Annotated in this window: 13 protein-coding genes and 2 pseudogenes; 3 read left to right on the forward strand and 12 right to left on the reverse strand. The window is 60.0% G+C overall.

Features of this window, described 5'->3' with window-relative positions; all coding sequences use genetic code 11:
- Nucleotides 1-15 precede the first annotated feature (15 nt).
- The 7 genes and pseudogenes from ACZ1G7_RS10395 to ACZ1G7_RS10425 form a co-directional block, all read right to left on the reverse strand.
- Complete coding sequence (locus ACZ1G7_RS10395; RefSeq protein WP_472659341.1) at nucleotides 16-948, reverse strand: hypothetical protein; 933 nt, start codon at nucleotides 946-948, stop codon at nucleotides 16-18.
- Entirely contained in the window at nucleotides 948-2261 is a 1314-nt protein-coding gene (locus tag ACZ1G7_RS10400; RefSeq protein ID WP_472659342.1) for a TRAP transporter large permease, read from the reverse strand. The genes ACZ1G7_RS10395 and ACZ1G7_RS10400 overlap by 1 nt, the downstream gene beginning before the upstream one ends.
- Before the next feature lie 5 nt (nucleotides 2262-2266).
- Nucleotides 2267-2782 carry a TRAP transporter small permease gene (locus ACZ1G7_RS10405; protein ID WP_472659343.1) on the reverse strand — a complete coding sequence of 172 codons (516 nt, stop codon included), beginning with the start codon at nucleotides 2780-2782 and terminating at the stop codon, nucleotides 2267-2269.
- Between the two features lie 65 nt (nucleotides 2783-2847).
- Nucleotides 2848-3831, reverse strand: coding sequence for a TRAP transporter substrate-binding protein (locus ACZ1G7_RS10410; protein WP_472659344.1), 984 nt, complete (start codon nucleotides 3829-3831; stop codon nucleotides 2848-2850).
- Nucleotides 3832-3889: 58 nt separating this feature from the next.
- Nucleotides 3890-5150 (reverse strand): annotated as a pseudogene (locus ACZ1G7_RS10415) (NAD(P)/FAD-dependent oxidoreductase).
- 142 nt (nucleotides 5151-5292) lie between these two features.
- The gene (locus tag ACZ1G7_RS10420; RefSeq protein WP_472659345.1) at nucleotides 5293-6429 is read right to left on the reverse strand and encodes an enolase C-terminal domain-like protein; all 1137 of its coding nucleotides are present in this window, start codon (nucleotides 6427-6429) and stop codon (nucleotides 5293-5295) included.
- The gene (locus tag ACZ1G7_RS10425; protein WP_472659346.1) at nucleotides 6417-8102 is read right to left on the reverse strand and encodes a thiamine pyrophosphate-binding protein; all 1686 of its coding nucleotides are present in this window, start codon (nucleotides 8100-8102) and stop codon (nucleotides 6417-6419) included. Before ACZ1G7_RS10425 ends, ACZ1G7_RS10420 begins: the two co-directional genes overlap by 13 nt.
- Before the next feature lie 93 nt (nucleotides 8103-8195).
- On the opposite strand from ACZ1G7_RS10425, the gene ACZ1G7_RS10430 reads away from it, so the two are divergent.
- Complete coding sequence (locus ACZ1G7_RS10430; RefSeq protein WP_472659347.1) at nucleotides 8196-8915, forward strand: aspartate/glutamate racemase family protein; 720 nt, start codon at nucleotides 8196-8198, stop codon at nucleotides 8913-8915.
- A complete protein-coding gene (locus ACZ1G7_RS10435; protein WP_472659348.1) occupies nucleotides 8912-9895 on the forward strand; it encodes an ester cyclase in 984 nt (327 codons plus the stop codon). The genes ACZ1G7_RS10430 and ACZ1G7_RS10435 overlap by 4 nt, the downstream gene beginning before the upstream one ends.
- Before the next feature lie 282 nt (nucleotides 9896-10177).
- Here ACZ1G7_RS10435 and ACZ1G7_RS10440 read toward each other — a convergent pair.
- The 4 genes and pseudogenes from ACZ1G7_RS10440 to ACZ1G7_RS10455 form a co-directional block, all read right to left on the reverse strand.
- Nucleotides 10178-11577: pseudogene (locus ACZ1G7_RS10440) on the reverse strand (L-serine ammonia-lyase).
- A 91-nt stretch (nucleotides 11578-11668) separates the two neighbouring features.
- Complete coding sequence (locus ACZ1G7_RS10445) at nucleotides 11669-12970, reverse strand: ABC transporter permease (RefSeq protein ID WP_472663713.1); 1302 nt, start codon at nucleotides 12968-12970, stop codon at nucleotides 11669-11671.
- 5 nt (nucleotides 12971-12975) lie between these two features.
- Complete coding sequence (locus ACZ1G7_RS10450; RefSeq protein WP_472659349.1) at nucleotides 12976-13782, reverse strand: ABC transporter ATP-binding protein; 807 nt, start codon at nucleotides 13780-13782, stop codon at nucleotides 12976-12978.
- 97 nt (nucleotides 13783-13879) lie between these two features.
- Entirely contained in the window at nucleotides 13880-14872 is a 993-nt protein-coding gene (locus tag ACZ1G7_RS10455) for a taurine ABC transporter substrate-binding protein (protein WP_472659350.1), read from the reverse strand.
- A gap of 489 nt (nucleotides 14873-15361) precedes the next feature.
- Here ACZ1G7_RS10455 and ACZ1G7_RS10460 point away from each other — a divergent pair, with 489 nt between their 5' ends.
- Entirely contained in the window at nucleotides 15362-16777 is a 1416-nt protein-coding gene (locus tag ACZ1G7_RS10460) for an aminotransferase family protein (RefSeq protein WP_472663714.1), read from the forward strand.
- A gap of 152 nt (nucleotides 16778-16929) precedes the next feature.
- On the opposite strand, the gene ACZ1G7_RS10465 is transcribed toward ACZ1G7_RS10460, so the two are convergent.
- On the reverse strand, nucleotides 16930-18138 hold the full coding sequence (locus ACZ1G7_RS10465) for an aminopeptidase P family protein (protein WP_472659351.1): 1209 nt from the start codon (nucleotides 18136-18138) through the stop codon (nucleotides 16930-16932).
- Nucleotides 18139-18351: the final 213 nt, after the last annotated feature.

Here is an 18351-nt window from a genome sequence, read left to right on the forward strand (position 1 = left end):
GCGCGCAGAGTGACCTCACCCAACGCCGCGGTCCAGTCCTTTCAGCACGCGGCCCGTCACCAGCGGGGTCAGATACATCGGGATCTGGTAGCAACCAATAAAGATCAACAACGGCGCGGTCACTGCCTCCGGCAAGGCCACCAAAAACAGCGCAATGTTTCGGTTGCCCGCCATCACCGTCAGCGCCGCAACCTGGTCAGTATCGGCCCCACCGCGCAGCCCCAAAAATGCAATCCCTTGCAGGCCAAAATTGACCACCATGACGAAGCCCAGCCACAGCCAGAACAGACGCGGCGCGTCAATCAGGGCGGCGTTCACCGCCGACATCAACCCCACCACGATAACCGCCAGCAATAGGGCCGACACGCCGTCGATGCTGCGCAACTCCTCCGCGCTGGGGTCGCGCCAGACGAACCCGCGGATCAGAAAGGCCAAAAGCGACGATAGCCCGATGACCACCAGCAGGCGAAGGGCCGCAAGCATCACCTCCGCAAACCCGCCCAAAGCGGGCATCAGCCACAAAACCGGGATCACCGTCACGGGCAAAATGGCGGTCCCGACAAGCAAAAACCGCATCGACGTTTCCGGCGCGAACCCCATCATCGCCACCATGTTCGGCGCGCCCGAGATCGATGACGCCATGGCGATGATCACAAAGGCCAAGGCAAACGGGCTGCCCAACCAGCCAAACGCCGCCATCACCGCAATCGCAGCAAGCGGAAAGACCAATTGCGCCAGCAGCAGCACCGCCAATGTCGCCCACAAATTGCCCTTCATCGAGGCGCGCATCCGCGCGGGCCCAATCCGCAATGCCGATAGAAACAACAGCCCCGCCACCATATGCGGGATGTAGGGAACCAGCAGCGCCGCTAACCCCGGCAGCAAAAGCCCCGCTAAAATGCCCGCGACCAGAACCCAAGGGCCCCGGTCCGCAAGCCATCTCAGCATCATCTGGGGCCTTGCCGCACATTCTCCGGCAGCCAGGTGGCTAGGTCGGGGAACAGGATCAGCACGAAGACCATCACCACCATGATCAAAAACATCGGGATCGCCGCTTTGGCGATGTAGCCCATTTCATGATTGGTCATGCCTTGCAGCACGAACAGGTTGAAGCCAATCGGCGGCGTGATCTGCGCCATCTCCACGACGACGACCACGAAAATTCCGAACCAGATCATGTCGATGCCCGCTTCGCGCACCATCGGCTCGACCACCGCCATGGTCAAAACAATCGCGGAAATACCGTCCAGAAAGCACCCCAGCACGATGTAGAAGACTAACAGCGCCATCAGCAATTGGAAGCGCGACAGCTCCATCGCCGCGATGGAATCCGCCAACTCGCGCGGCAACCCAGTGAACCCCATTGCCATCTTCAAGAACGCCGCCCCCGCAAGGATCAGCGCAATCATCGCCGAGGTCCGCGTCGCCCCCATCAGGCTTTCCGTGAAGGTGGACCAGTTCAGCGAGCCTTGCACCGCGGCCAGAACCAAGGCCCCAATCACGCCGATGGCCGCCGCCTCAGTTGCCGTCGCAATCCCCATGAACATGGAACCGATCACGGCGACAATCAGCAACATCACAGGGATCAAAAAGCGGGAGTTCTTGATCTTGTCGGCGATGCTCATCCCCGTCTCCTGGATCGGCGACCAGTCCTTGGAAATGAACGAGTACCCGGCGACATAGGCCATGAACATGCCCGCCAGAACCAACCCCGGAAGCACGCCCGCAAAGAACAGCTTGATGATGCTTTCGTTGATTGAAACCCCGTAGACAATCAGCGCCAGCGAGGGCGGGATCATCAGCCCCAATGTGGCGGCGCCCGCAAGCGTGCCGATAACCATATGCTCCGGATAGTCGCGCTTGCGCAGCTCCGGGATCGACATCTTGCCCACGGTCGTCAGCGTCGCCGCAGAGGACCCCGACACAGCCGCGAAGACGGTGCAGCCGATGATATTTGTGTGCACCAACCCGCCCGGTAGCTTCGCGAGCCACGGGCTGAGCCCGTTGAACATGTCTTGTGACAGCCGCGTTCGGAACAGGATTTCACCCATCCAGATGAACATCGGCAAGGCGGTCAGCGTCCAGCTTGACGATGCGCTCCAAAGCTCGGTGGCCATACGGTCGCCGGTGGAGCCGGACGAGGCGAACAGCTCCATGCCCACAAAAGCCACGCCTACCAAGGCAAGTCCAACCCAGACGCCGGTGCCCAAAAGCGCGAAAAGAACGAAAAGAAATAAAATGATGACGTAAGCCTGATCCATGCGCCCTACTCCGCCTGCGTGTCGCTTACATCGCGCACGATGTTGTGTTTGCCGTTTATGAACAGCGAGATCAGGTTATCCGTCACCGCAATCGCCAAGATGATCGAGCCCACGAGGATCGGAAACTGCGCCACCGCGATCGGGGTCGCGTCCTGGCCCTGGCTGACGTCGTTGAACCGGATCGCATAGCCGCGCATGACCCAGATGTAATAGGCAATGTACCAGCACACGGCGGTCGCCACGCCAAAGCACCAGACCTCTAGCCAGTATTTTGTCCGTTCCCCCACCGCGTTCAGCAGGATCGACACCCGGATATGGCTGCCTTTGTTCAGCGCATGGGCAAAGGCCAGGAAGGAGGCCGCCGCCATCGCATAGCCCGCATAATCCGGCGCCCCCGGGAAGACCTCACCCGTCCAGCGCGCAACCATCTGCACCACAATCAGGCCCAGAATGACGATCAGGCATAACGCCGCCAGCACACCCGCTGCCGTGTAGAGCCCATCCAATGATTTGCGTAACATCCCCGTCCCCAATTTTGGAAAAGAAAGCGCCCCGGCTTGATCGGGCCGGGGCGCTTGTAGGTTTCTTAGTTCTTGAACGCATCCACGATGGCAGCGCCATCATCGCCTGCGGCTTCCAGCCATTCAGCGGTCATGGTTTCACCCACGCCCTGAAGGTCAGACACCAGCTGGTCACCAGCGCGACCAACGGTCATCCCGCCGTCTTTCAACCCGTCCAGCGTGAACTGAGTATAGGCCTTGGACGCTTCCAAACCCTCAGCCGCAGCTGTCGCGCCGCAAGCCATCACGGCGGCTTGCGTGTCGGCATCAAGCCCACCCCAGGCGTCACTGTTCACCATCACGTGGTTATAGGGCAGCCAGGCGTCCACTTCGTAGAAATGGGTCAGCGATTCCCACACTTTGCGGTCATAGCCGGTCGCACCAGACGAGATCATCGATTCCGCCACACCCGTTGCAAAGGCCTGCGAAATCTCAGCGGCCTCGATGGTCACAGGAAGCATGCCGGTCAGCTCAGCCAACCGCGCGGTCGCGTTGTTGTAGGACCGGAACTTGACCCCCGCCATATCAGCAACAGAGTTCACTTCCTTCTTGAAATACAGACCCTGCGGCGGCCACGGAACGGAATAGATCAGCGTCAGGTTTTGGTCGGCCAGGATCTCTTCCAGTTTCGGCTTGGCTGCATCAAACAGTTTCGCCGATGCGTCGAACGAGGTCGCTAGGAACGGCACGCTGTCAAAACCAAAGACGGCGTTCTCGTTCTGGTGGCCCGACAGCAGGCGCTCGCCGATCTGAACCTGACCGGTCTGAATGGCGCGCTTGATGTCGGCCCCTTTGAACAGCGAACCGCCCGGATGCACGGTGATGTCAATCGCGCCATCGGTGCCAGCACGCACGCAATCCGCAAATTTCACGCCATTTTCCGAATGGAAGTTTGACGCCGAGTAGGCCATCGGCATGTCCCATTTCTGCGCGTGGCCGTCGGCCAGGGCAGGCAGTGCGACGCTCGCGCTCAGCGCGGTCGCCATCATCAGGCTTGTAAATGTCTTCATTGGTCTTTCTCCCAGGTTGGTTGTTTTCAGCCCCGGTTTTGGGGTCATTCGTGCTCTCTCAATCAGGTGCCCAGCGTGCGGGCGAATAGGCTTGCAGGTCAATGTTGGGTTTGCGCCCGGAAATGAGCTGCGACAGCAAACGGCCGGTTTTGGGACCGCCAGTCAGCCCGATATGGTGGTGCCCAAAGCCCATGAACACGCCTTTGGCGCGTGGAACCTCCCCAATCACGGGGATCGAGATCCGCCAGTGCGGGCCGGTGGCCCATCCATTCTTCTTCGCGCGCCCAGGTCAGGCCCGGCATCGCGGCAATCGCATTTTTCTTCAGCAGTTCAAACGGTGCGCGTGACGGGGCTGCGTCCAGGCCGCCAAACTCGACCACGCCTGCCAGCCGCAATCGGCCCTCCATCGGGGTCGCCACAAACTTGCCCGAGGCCACCATGACAGGTGATTTCGGCATGAAATTCGGCTCCCAAAGCTCGATATGGTAGCCGCGCTCAGATTCCAGCGGCACGTTGACGCCCAGCTTTTTGGCGAGCGGCCCGGACCAGACGCCCGTGGCCACCACGCAGGCGTCGCACGCCACCGTTTCGCCGCCCGCGCGCAGGCCCGTCGCCGCACCATGTTCTACAATCACATCCTCGACCATGGCTTTGCGTATTTCACCGCCTTCGCGTTCAAAATGCGCGGCAAGGTCTTTGACATATTGCCCCGGATCGGCAATCCGCCCGTGATTGCCCATCTTGATGCCCATGCCCAAAGCGGGCGCGAAAATCGGGTCATAATCAGCGAATGCCGCGCCTTCTAGCTCGTCCCACTCAAAGCCGTGCGTCGCGCGTATGTCCCAGCCGAAACGGTCGCCCTCAAAATGCGCCCGGTCATTGTAGATGTAGACGTAATCGCTGGGCACGATCCATTTCTCGGCCCCAGTCCCTGCCGCAAGCGCTTGATGATCGGCGAGACTGTCACCGACAATCCCCGCCACAGCCGCCGCGATCCGCTTGGTATCAGCGGCATTTGCATGGCTGAGATATTTGAACAGCCACGGCGCAAGCTTGGGCAAATAACCCCATTTCAAGAAAAGCGGCTGGTTCGGGTCCAGCGCCATTTTCGGCGCCTTCTTGATCAGACCCGGCCCCGTGACGGGCACGCAAGAACACGAGGCCAGGACCCCGCCATTGCCGTAAGACGTCCCCTCTGCCGGGCCCGCCTTGTCGATCAGGATCACCTTATGTCCATCGCGCTGTAGCCAAAGTGCTGTCGACACGCCGACAATCCCTGCGCCGATGATCGCGACGGTTTTCACGCCCAGATCATCCATTGGCACAGCCTCGTCGGCTTGTATTGGCTGCTGATAGCTCACGATTCTTTTGGGTCCCGTACACAGTTTCTGGCACCACAATTGTCATATTTGACGTTATGTCAACAATACATTTACATTTTGTCATCGTTTTGCATTCGTTTTAGCCAACTCTTTTGGTCACTGCATAATGTTCAAGCTTGTTCAGCTCAGGTCTGATCCCCAGCCCCGGCCCGTCCGGCACCCAGACTTGCCCGCCTTGGCTTGGGAATGGCGTCTCCAAGATGTCCTCGCGCAGGTAATATTGCGCCTGATAGAACTCGCAGCCCAGCGTGATCTCAGGCGTCGCGGCGATCATATGTGCGCCCGCCAAATGCGCGAGCCCGGCTTCAAACATGTCGCCGCCATAGGCGCTCAACCCGTTGGCGGCGGCCATTTTGGCCACATCTTGCCCCCGCCGTAGTCCGCCCGATTTCATGATCTTGATCGAAAACCCGTCAGCGATCCCCTCACGGATTGCCCGCGCTGCATCTTCGGGGCCAAAGACGCTTTCATCGGCCAAAAGCGGCACGTCGGTCGCGGCCCGCAGCCGCGCCATCATATCGAACTGATGCGCCCGCACGGGTTGCTCGATGAAGCTCGGCTTGAACGTGGCAAGCGCTAGAACACGCTCCATCGCCTCCTCGATCTCAAGCCCTTGGTTGAAATCAATGCGCACATCTAGATCGGGGTAATCTCGCGCCAAAGCCTCCATCCGCATCACGTCAAAGGCGTGATCGGCAAAGCCCACTTTCACTTTCACGATGCCGATGCCATCCTCCCTGATCCGAGCCAACAGGTCTTGTTCCTGCCCCCAATCCGGGTTCGCCAGAGAGACCGACAAAGGGATCACATCACGGCACTTGCCGCCCAAAAGCGCCCAAACCGGCACGCCAGAGACACGCCCGGCCAAATCCAGCAGCGCGCTTTCCAATGCCGCTTTGGCTTCCGAGCAATGCGCGACGGCGCGCGCCGCCTCCGCCATGATCGCCGCGCTGTCGCCGATCCGCCGACCCAGCACGATCGGGCGCAAGTAGCGGTCCAACGCAGCAAAGCTCGCCTCAACGGACCCGGTGAACACCACCCACGGGCTTGCCTCCCCGAACCCCGTCTCCCCGCCTTCTGCTGTTAGGCGCAGCACCACGATCTCGCACGCGCCCTCGACGGAGCCGATGCCATGATCGCGCCGCGTCGTGACCGGCAAGGCCAGATGCCACAGGTCAAACCCCACAATGGTCTGATCCAGGTTCACGCCACCCATTCCGACACCGGCGCTGCCGCCTCATGCAGCGGCTGGCTGATCACATCCACCAATGTCGGCCCATCATGGGCAAGCGCTTGTTTCAAGACGCCCGGCAGGTCGCGCGGGTCGTGCACCGTCCACGCCTTGACGCCAAACGCCTCGGCCACCTTGGCATGGTCCGTCCGCCCAAAGTCCACATTGTAGTAACGCTTGCCAAAGCCGCTATCCTGCCCCGCCTTGATCCAGCCAAATGTCGCATTGGAAAACACGATCGAGGTGATCGGCATTTTGTGGCGCACAATCGTTTCAAACTCCCCGCAGCAAAACCCGAACGACCCGTCGCCCATCACCGCCACCGTCTTCACATCGGGCCTGCCCACATGCGCGCCCATGCTCGCAGCAAGCGCATAGCCCAAGGCCCCATGCGCGCGGTTGGTGATGAAATTGCGCCCGGCCTTGCGCCACCGGTAATGCGCGCTGAAATACGGGCATGGCGTTCCCGGATCTGCCACAACGATCGCGTCCTCATCCAGCTGAGCCATCAAAGCGGCCACGACCGCCTCAGGCCTAATCGGTGTTTCTGTAGAGGCCGCAAGCGCGTTAAACGCCGCAAGCTTGCTCTCCCAAGCTGCTGCCGCCCGCGTGCGGCCATCTTGGCCCGCGCAGTCCAGCAGTTCCAATTCCAGCACCAAAGCTTCTAAAGCCAACTTGGCATCGGCGCAAATCGCTACCTCTGTGGGGTAATTGGCCCCGATCACCATCGGATCGCTATCGATGTGAATGATCACCTTGCCCGGCGCGGGTGACCGCCACCGTTCCGTGGTCACCGACCCCGCGCGGCAACCGATAAACAAGATCACATCCGCAGCGTCTACCACGGCTCGCGTCGCCGGGTTGCCGCCGTTCGATCCCACAACCCCCAGGGCTTGCGCGTCCGTCTCTGCAATCGCGCCTTGGCCCGACACGGTCGTGGCCACCGGCAAATCCAGCATCCCCGCCAGTTGCTGCAACACGTCAAACGCGCCGGAGATAACCGGCCCCCCGCCGCAAATCGCAATCGCTGACTTGGCCCCGGCCAGCAGTTTCGCGGCCTCCCGCACCGCGTCCATATCGGGGGCCGCCCGCTCCGCCGGGTAGCTTTGGTGGCGCGCATCGGCCCAGACCTCACCCGCATCGACAAAGGCTTTTTGCGTATCAAACGGCAGCGCCAAATGCGTGGCCCCCGGCCGCCCCGTGGTCATCGCCCGAAACGCCGCGCGCATCATCGCGGGCAGCCGCGTCGCATCGTCAAGGCTCGCATTCCACTTGGTCAAAGGCCGAAACAACGCCACCTGATCAAGCTCCGTCAGCGGGTATTTCCCGCGTGAGGTGGTCGCCACATCCGTCGTGATCGCCAAAATCGGCACCGAGCTTTCATTCGCCTCAACCACGCCCGGCAGAATATAAGTCGCTCCGCCGCCAGACGGCCCTTCGCAAACGCCCGGTTTGCCCGTCACGCGCGCATAGGCATCGGCCATATAGCCAGCATGCCGTTCGTCGCGCGTCAGGATATGGGTGATCCCGTGATCAAGCTTGGACATGGCGTCGTAAAACGGCAGCGTCGTGTCACCGCACAGGCCAAACATGTCGGTGACCCCATGGGCCTGCAACATGCGCACGGCGGCCTCGGCCCCGGTCATCTCATTCTTCATTATGCCCCCATTCCTGCCGCAGATGTTGCGCGCGCAGGCTGAGTCGTGTCAAATCTTCTTGCGAAAGCGAGGGGTTATGAAAGTTTTGGTTTCATGAAGGTGCGGGGTGGTAAATCCATCTACGGAGCATCCGTCGGCATCTTGATGCTGGACGCGCAGTTCCCTCGCATCCCTGGCGATATGGGCAACGCGCTGACCTGGCCATTTCCGGTCCACTACAAAATCGTGCGGGATGCCTCGCCAGACCGTGTGGTGCGTCAGGGTGCTGCGGGGCTTTTGGACAATTTCATCGCCGCCGCAAGGGAGCTGGTGGCAGACGGTGTCGACGGCATCACCACCAATTGCGGGTTCCTGTCGCTCTATCAGGCGGAGCTGGCGGCGGCGGTCCCCGTGCCTGTCGCGACCTCGTCCCTGATGCAGGTCGCCATGGTCAACGCGGTGCTGCCTGCGGGCAAACGGGCCGGCATTTTGACGATCTCCGCGTCGACCCTGACTGAGGCGCATTTGAGCAAAGCAGGTGTGCCAAAGGGCACCCCGATCCATTCAACTGAGGGCGGCCAAGAGTTCACGCGCGCCATTTTGGGCAATGAGCTGGAGCTCGACGTGGCCCTCGCACGCGCGGACAATGTTTCTGCCGCACTGGAGCTCGCATCACGACATCCAGACCTTGGTGCTATCGTGCTGGAATGTACGAACATGATCCCCTATGCCGCAGATATCCGCGCGGCCACCGGCCTGCCGGTCTTCACCATTGAAAGCTTCATCAGCTGGTTCCAATCCGGCCTCTCCCCAAGGACCTACCCCGCCCCATGACGCTGACAGCTCTGCGCAACGCACTCTATGATTTTGAACCTGACGCCGCGCGTGCCGCGCTGTTGGAAGCCTTCGCGCCCGATGCGCCTGTTCACCTTGCCCACCCGTTTGAAACGCTTGACGGGCCCGCCGCGTTTTATGACACAGCACTTGCCCCGCTACACGCCGCCTGGCCCGATCTTGAACGGCGCGAGACGATCGTCATGGAAGGCGATAGTGGCGACGCGCATTGGGTTGGATGCTGCGGATACTATACGGGCAGCTTCCAAAAACCATGGCTCGGCATCCCGCCCACAGGCCACCAGGTCGCGATGCGCCTTCACGAATTCTTCCGCATCGAGGGCGGCAAGATTGTGGAGATGCAGGCCCTGTGGGACCTGCCTGAGGTGATGATGCAAGCCGGCGTCTGGCCGATGTCACCATCCCTTGGCCGCGAATGGCATGTCCCCGGTCCGGCAACACAGGACGGGTTGCGCGTCAGCGGTGACGGCAGCGCGGCCATGCAGGTGGTCAATGATATGCTTGTCGGGCTCGGCCGGTTCAAAGAGCACGGGGCCGAAGCGATGGATCTGCCGCGCTATTGGCACCCGAAATCCAGCTGGTATGGCCCCTCCGGCATAGGTACTGGGCGCGGTATTGCAGGGTTCAGAAACTGGCATCAGATCCCGTTTCTCAACGCTATGCCCAACCGGGTCGGCGGCAAAGAGACCGGCCATCTTTTCGCGCAAGGCGACTATGTCGGCTTCACCGCATGGCCCGGAATGCACGCGAAGATCACGGGGGACGGATGGCTTGGGATCGCCCCGTCGGGGCAAGAGATCACCATGCGCTCGCTTGATTTTTGGCGGGTCGAGAATGGGATGATCCGCGAAAATTGGGTGCTTGTCGATTTGCTTCATGTCTATGCGCAGATTGGCGTCGATGTGATGGCGCGTATGCGGGAAATGGCGAAAGCCCGAACCGGGCGTCTTGACCCGTAAAGAGATTGCGCCGCGCTACGCGCGCCGCGGTGGTGGGGGCTCTGCCCCAGTCCTTCGGACTCCCCGGAATATTTTTGAAACAATGAAGCGATAACGATCTTTTAGGGAGAATCGTTTGTTCTGCCTTGGCGGTACAGGCAGGAATGCCGATGGCCGTAAACGATGAAGCCGCCTCGGGTCGTTTGAACCGGGGCGGTGGACCTACCCTTCATTGTTTCAAAAATATTCCCGCCGGAGGCTCCTGCCCGCGCAAGCTGCCCTGACTTCGGAATTTACGCGCCGTCAGCATTCAGGGATATTCACCGCCAGCCCGCCTTGACTGGTTTCTTTGTATTTCGTGCTCATGTCGATGCCGGTCTGGCGCATCGCCTCGATGCAATTGTCGAGCGGCATGAAATGGGTGCCGTCGCCGCGCAGCGACAGGGATGCGGCGGAGACCGCCTTGATCGCGCCAAGCCCGTTGCGTTCGATACATGGCACCTGAACAAGGCCCGCAACCGGGTCGCAGGTCATGCCCAGATGATGCTCAAGCGCGATTTCAGCGGCGTTTTCGATCTGCTCATTCGTGCCGCCCAAGGCCGCGCAAAGCCCGGCGGCGGCCATGGATGAGGCTGACCCGACCTCCCCCTGGCAGCCGACCTCGGCGCCTGAAATCGATGCATTGTGCTTGATCAGCCCGCCAATCGCCGCAGCCGTCAGCAGGAAATCCCGCATGCCCGCCTCGGACGCGCCGACGCAGTGATCGCGGTAATAGCGCAGCACCGCCGGTAGCACACCCGCCGCCCCATTGGTGGGGGAGGTCACAACCTTGCCACCGGCGGCGTTTTCCTCGTTCACGGCCATGGCGTAGACGCTCATCCAGTCGTTGATCGTGTGCGGCTGGCTGCGGTTCAGCCCTTCCTCGGCCTTCAGCTGGTCATGGATATGCTTAGCGCGGCGCTTGACGCGCAACCCCCGGGCAGCTCGCCTGACATCCGCAGGCCGCGGTCGATGCAATCGAACATGGCGCGGCGCAGGGTCTCAAGATCGCGGTCCAACGCGTCCCGGCTCATCTGCGACAGCTCGTTGGCTTCTTTCATCTGTGCGATGGTTTTGCCCGACGCAGCCCCCATCGCCAGCATTTCCGAAGCGGAGCCGAACGGGTACGGGAAGCCCGCTTCTTCCTTCTGCGCATGCAGGTCGGTGTGCACGCCCGACAGCTCGGCTTCCGCCACCACAAAACCGCCGCCGATGGAATAATATGTCTCCTGCAGATACAGGTTCCCCGCTGCGTCGAAGGCTTTGAAGATCATCCCGTTGGCGTGACCGTCAAGCGTCAGGTCGTAGTCAAAAACCAAATCTGACGGCGGGTCAAAGGACAGCACGCCCAGGCCCTCCGCCTCGACCGATTTGCGGGTCTTCAAATCCGCGATCAGCCCCTCCACGGCGTCCGGGTCCAGCGTCGCCGGGACAAACCCCATGAAGCCCAACATCACCGCCCTGTCAGACGCGTGGCCCTTACCCGTAAAGGCCAGCGAGCCGTGCAGGGACGCCGCCAATCCGGCCACATCGCCCGCGCCGGGTTCGCGCTCCCCGGTGCGCAATTGGTCCAAAAACCGCGCCGCGGCGGTCATCGGCCCCATCGTGTGGGAGGAGGACGGGCCGACGCCCACTTTGAAGATATCGAAGATGCTCAGAAACATGCGTGTTTCCTATAGGCGTCACGCAAAACCGCCGCCCGGGTTTGCGACGGGCGGCGGTGATTTTGCGACTGAATGGCTTTTCAAGGGGAGGCTAGACCTTCCCTTTCCAGGGCACCAGCCAGGTCTCCAAGGCGCGCACGCCCACATCGATCAGGAAGCCGATCACCCCGATCAGGATGATGCCCACAATCACAATGTCGGTCAGCTGGAACTTAGACGCCACAACGATCATCTTGCCCAAGCCCACTTCCGCGGCCACCAGCTCGGCGGCCACAACGGTGCCCCAGCAGACGCCCATGGCGACCCGCGCGCCGGTGAAAATCTCCGGCAGGGAATTCGGGACAATGACCCGGCTGAGAATTTGCCACTTGGACGCCCCCAGCGAATAGGCCGCATGCACCTTGGAAATGGCCACGCCCGACACGCCGGAGCGCGCCGCGATGATCATGATCCACAGGGCCGCCAAGAACAGCAGGATCACCTTGCTCACCTCGCCAATCCCGAACCAGATGATCATCAGCGGGATCAAGGCCAAGGGCGGCACCGGGCGCATGAATTCGACAATCGGGTCAAACCAGCCGCGCGACCAGTTGGTCAGGCCCATGGCGTAGCCGATTGGGATGCCGATCACCGACCCGATGAGGAAGCCCAGCAAGACCCGCTGTAGCGAGAACCAGGTATGCTCCCACAATGTGAAGCCCTGATAGCCTTCTTTGTTGAGGCGGATGAACCGCTCCAGCACCACTTCCGGGGCGGGCAGGTAAAGCCGCGCCATGCGTAGGCCCGTCTTGGGCTCAAAGGTCGGCGTGCCCTTGTCGGTCAACCCAACCAAACCTTCGGGGATCTCTATCTTTTCGCCCGGCGCAATCGGCTGGCCGTTGATCGCGGTGATGGTTGATCCGTCGGCTTTCTTGACCTCGTCATTGTTCCAGACGGGGATCACTTTGAAGCCGTAGCGTGCGACCGTCAGGCTGTCATTCTTGGCAAAGCCCTCGCCCGGCTCAACCTCAACCGGTGACGGTTCCCGCCCCGGGTTGCCGTCGGCATCAACCGTTTGCTGGATGTCTTCGCGGTAGACCCGCATCGTCACCTCAGCATCATCGCTGGTGCCGTCCTCCAAAGTTGCCGTGTAGGTGAAGGTCACATCGCCCGAAAACGGCCCCGGCAGTTTCGGCAAGGGAATGGAGGAGTTCGTGAACGCCACCCACAGCATAAACACCGTTACAATCGACAGAACGCTGGCGATCCGGTTGGCAACCACGGCGCTTTCGTCGCCGAAGGTCACGGTCTTCAGTTTGTTAAAGCCTTCGCGTTGGAAGAAGCGTTTCAGCAGGCGCGACAGGATCAGATAGCTGCCAAAAAAGGCCGCTAGGTACAGAAATAGGACAAGCAAACCGGTCATGCGCTTTCCTCCGTGCGGCCCATAATCTCTTCTTCCATGTTCCAGATCATGGACAGGATTTCTTCGCGGGTGCTGTTATAGTCTTTGTGCTTTTTGACCTCTCGCAGGTCATTGCCCACGCCCAGATCAGCGAATGGCAAGTTGTATTCCTTGTGCACGCGGCCGGGGCGCGGCGCCATGACGAGCAGCCGTTCGCCCAGCAACAGCGCTTCTTCGACGGAGTGCGTGATCAGAATGATCGTTTTGCCGGTGTCCTTCCACAGGTCCAGCACCAGCGATTGCATCTTCTCTCGCGTCAGCGCGTCCAGCGCGCCAAGCGGCTCATCCATCAAGATCACATCTGGGTCATTGGCCAGGCAACGGGCAAGTGCGACCCGCTGTTGCATACCGCCCGACAGCTCGTAGACGGCTTTTTCCTTGAAATCCGACAGGCCCACGACATCAAGCAGGTGCTCGACATTCTCAGCGCTTTCCTTGCGGCTCATGCCCTTCATATCCGGGCCGAAGCTGACATTGTCGCGGACATTCATCCATTCAAACAATGCGCCTTGTTGGAAGACCATGCCGCGCTCAGGGCTTGGGCCGGTGACAACACTATCGTTCAGGGTAATGGTGCCCTCGGTCGGCGCCAAAAATCCCGCCACGATGTTGAGCAACGTCGTCTTGCCGCAGCCCGACGGGCCCAGCACGCTCATCAATTCGCCGGACTTGATGTCCAGCGTGACGTTTTTCAACGCCTGCACATGACCGCCATTGGGCAGGTCAAAGCGCATGGAAATGTCATCTATCAGAAGGCCTTCCACAGTCGTCCCCTCTCGGATTTACCGTCGCACATGTGGTGAAAAAGGAAGGGCGGGCCCGCGTTACCCGCGCGCCCGCCCTCCTTCGGTCGCTAAACGCTTACTGACCCAGCGGGCCGGTGTTCACGTTGTCTGCATAGGATGCTTTTGCCGCGTCGATGGAGTTGGCCGCCACGAAGACGTCTGCAACGCCTTTCATGAAGTCCTGAGCACCACCGCCAAGCCATTTGCCCGAAAGCTGGTCTTCAACAGTTGGGAAGACGAATGTCGAAATGGTCGACATTGTGTCCTCTTCAGACATACCCGCGTCTTTTGCGATCACTGGCAGCATTTTGGCGTGGTTGGCTTCATCAGCCCACATCGCGTTTGCTTCAGCGGTCACGTCAAGGAACTTGGCGACCATGTCGGCGTTTTCGGCCAGGAAGGAAGACGGGCCAGTGGTCACGTCAAACACCAGGATGCCCAGCTCTTCTTTTTCAGCGCCGGTCAGCAGCACGTTGCCGGAGTCTTTCATGCGACGCAGCGCGCCACCCCAGCCACATGCCATGTCAACCGAACCCTGCGCCAAAGCCGCTTGGCCTTCAGCAGGTGCCATGTCCACGATGGTCAGGCTGTCCAGAGCCACGCCGAAGTGGTCCATTTGCTTCAGGAAGCCATAGTGAGCCGCGGTACCCAGTGGAACAGCAACTTTCTTGCCGGCCAGCTCGCCTGCGGAGCCTTTGTCGATCTCCAGTGCGGCGGACACAACGCAGTTGTCATTCTCGGAATAGGACACAGCCACGTCAACGATTTGCAGGTCCTGACCAGCGGATGTTGCAACCACGAATGGTGGAACACCTTGGCTGACGGACAGCTGAACGTCGCCAGACGCCATGGCAGCCGACATTGCGGTACCGGTGTCAAAGGCGACCCAATTTACTGTGGTCCCAAGCGCTTCGTCATAAGTTCCGTTCACTTTCGCGAACTGGAATGGCATTGGCCACTCGAGGAAGTAGCCAACGGTGATGCCGTGGCCATCAGCGGAAGCCGCTTGCGCGCCTGCCAGCATTGCGACGCCAGCAACGGCACCCATCAATTTTGTAGTCAGTTTCATAAGTGTTCATCTCCCATGTTGAACAAGCGACTATGTGTCCGCGCGTGGCCCGGGGCTGCTTTTTGTGCCTTCGGGCCCGTTAGCGGGGCGTTTGAAACAAAGCACAGCGCCGGATCGAATGCCAATCACTATGCTTCGCGGAGCCAGCCTATTTCGAAACTCCGGAACAGAGGTTCGGGCGGGCGGACTGGCATACAGGGGAAAATAATCCCTCTTGAGTCAATCATGTCGCACCACGCAGCAAAGCTGGCCTTGTTACAAGAACGACATGAACATCGCGGCTAAGCCCCTGATTTTTATTGGGATGCCGCCCAAAAAACTGGCACGTGTCGCTTTTTGACGCGTCTTTTGGACCTATCCTTAGAAAGATCTGGCCCTATTTCTCTGCTCAAACTCTGTGCTGCTTGGAAATTAAGGTATCATCGGGCCATGCCACAGATTCGATCTGCGGCCCGCACCGCATCGCAACGCAAACCGGGGGTTTTTCCAATGGACGGCACGCTTACACCAAATGATCTGTCTGGCATCGTTGAGGCCGACCGCGCCCATGTCTGGCACCACCTCAGCCAGCACGCGAGCTACATGGCAGAAGGCGACGCGCGCACGGACCCCAAAATCATTGTCGAAGGCAAAGGCCTGCGCGTCTGGGACCAGCACGGTCGCGAACACATCGACGCGGTCTCCGGCGGCGTCTGGACCGTCAATGTGGGCTACGGCCGCGAAACCATCGCAGACGCGGTACGCGAGCAGCTCGTTAAAATGAACTTCTTCGGTGGCACCGTGGGCTCGATCCCCGCCGCGATGTTCTCCGAAAAGCTGCTCAGCAAAATGCCCGGTATGAGCCGCGTCTACTACGCAAACTCCGGCTCCGAGGCCAATGAGAAGGGCTTCAAAATGGTCCGCCAGATCGCGCATCAGCGCTACGGCGGCAAGAAGCACAAAATCCTGTATCGTGAGCGCGACTATCACGGCACCACCATCGCCTGCCTGTCAGGTGGCGGTCAGGACGAGCGCAACGCGCATTACGGCCCCTTCACACCGGGCTTCATCCGCGTGCCTCACTGCCTTGAATATCGCAAGGGCGACCAAGGTATGGCCGATCTCAGCTCTGAGGAATACGGCATCGCCGCCGCCAACGCGATTGAGGAGGTCATCCTGCGCGAAGGCCCCGACACTGTCGGCTCCCTCTGCCTTGAACCCGTGACCGCTGGTGGCGGCGTCATCACGCCTCCGCCGGGCTACTGGGACCGCGTGCAAGAGATCTGCAAAAAATACGACATCCTGCTGCATATCGATGAGGTCGTCTGCGGCGTGGGCCGCACCGGCACATGGTTTGGCTACCAGCATTACGGCATCAAGCCCGACATCGTGACCATGGCGAAAGGTGTGGCCTCCGGCTACGCCGCGATCTCCTGCTGCGTCACGACGGAAGAGGTCTTTGACATGTTCAAGGACGACACTTCTGATCACCTGAACTACTTCCGCGACATCTCCACCTTCGGCGGCTGCACCGCAGGCCCGGCGGCAGCGCTTGAAAATATGGCGATCATCGAGCGTGAAAACCTGCTCGAAAACACCGTGGCCATGGGCGATTACATGGTCGACCAGATGCGCGCCTTGCAGGACAAGCATGCCTGCATCGGGGAGGTCCGCGGCAAGGGCCTCTTCACCGGGATGGAGCTTGTCGCCGACCGCACCACCCGCGAACCCCTGCCCGAGAAAACCGTCGCCGCCGTCACCGGCCACTGCATGAAGCAAGACGCGGTTATCATCGGCATGACCAACCGGTCGATACCGGGGTTAAACAACACGCTCTGCTTCTCGCCCGCACTGATCGCCACCAAGGATGATATCGACCAGATCCTGACATCGGTCGACGGCGCACTGACAGCTGTGATGGGCTAAAACCAGTAACCAAAAGCACAAAAAAAGCCCGTACCTTGCGAAAGGTGCGGGCTTTTCAACTAGCGGCTAGGCGGACTTTGCTGCCATACGCTGTGGCTGCGCCAAGGTCGGATTTAGGTGACAGCACAAGAGTTTTTCATAACCCGCTTACATCATCGTAAGGCAACGACGTTGAAGTCAGGCCCATATGGATAGCCGGTAATGTTCTCGTTTCCGTCGTCGGTAATGACTAAGATGTCATGCTCACGATATCCGCCTGCACCGGGCATACCTTCTGGAACGGTCAGCATGGGTTCCATCGAAATCACCATCCCCGGCGTGAGCACTGTGTCTATGTCTTCACGCAATTCCAGCCCGGCTTCACGACCGTAGTAGTGGGACAGCACGCCAAATGAGTGCCCATAGCCAAAGGTGCGATATTGCAGCAAGTCACGTTCGGCGAGGAACGTGTTTATCTGTTCTGTTACCTCCGCACAGCTGGTGCCGGGCTTCAAAAGGCCAATGCCAAGTTCATGAGCGGCAACGTTGGCTTCCCAAATATTCAGGCTGGCTTGATCTACCCTTTCAACAAACAGCGTTCGCTCAAGCGCCGTGTAATAGGCACTAATCATCGGAAACGCGTTGAGGCTGAGAATATCACCTGGTTGCAGCACTCGCCCTGTTACTGGGTTATGCGCCCCGTCTGTGTTGATACCAGACTGAATCCAAACCCAGGTATCGCGGTATTCGGCATCGGGAAATCGCTTGGCAATCTCCATCTCCATCGCGTCACGGCCCGCCATGGCCACGTCAATTTCACGGGTGCCTGCCTTGATAGCGTCCTTGATCGCATAGCCGCCAACGTCGGCCACTTGCGCACAGGATCGGATTAACGCGATCTCTGCCGCAGACTTGTGCATCCGCTGACGCATTGTCATCGGGGCGACATCCACCATTGCCTCCGGCGTCAGGAAGCTTTGCATCAGATCGTGCTGCGCAAGAGTAAGGTGATCAGCTTCATACCCGACTATTTTGCCCACACCTGTTACGGACAGAACAGCCCGCCAATAGTTGTTTCGCTGCCAGTCGGTGTAGGTGATGTTATCGCCATGACTGCGCCGCCACGGTTGCGCCGCGTCAATCCCAGCGCTGATGGTGATGTCTTCGCTTTGCGTCACAACAAGCGCGTAAGGTCGCCCGAACGCACAGTAAAGAAAGCCTGAGTAGTATGCGACGTTGTGCATCGAGGTGAAAACGTAGGCATCGACTCCGTTGGCTGTCATTTCTGCACGTAGGCGCGCAAGACGAGCTTCATACTCTTGTGGCGCAAACGGAAGGGTCTTCTCACCCTGATGGAAACGGTAAAACTCTGGACGATCCATTGCTGGCTCCTTCATCATCATGCCGCAAAGCGGTCAGAAGAAGGCGACCTTCCTCGACTGCACCGCAGCAAAGAAAAATCCCGGCGTTCAGGAAGGGAAAATGGGTATGCATATACATGCTGGCGACGCCATCGCCGACCCGTGCTTATTTATGCATCACGTCGGCAGGATCTGGCAAGGCTCTAGAACGCGAACCTTCGCCGCTTAACAGAA

It is taken from the genome of Litoreibacter sp. JB4-2, assembly GCF_055693445.1.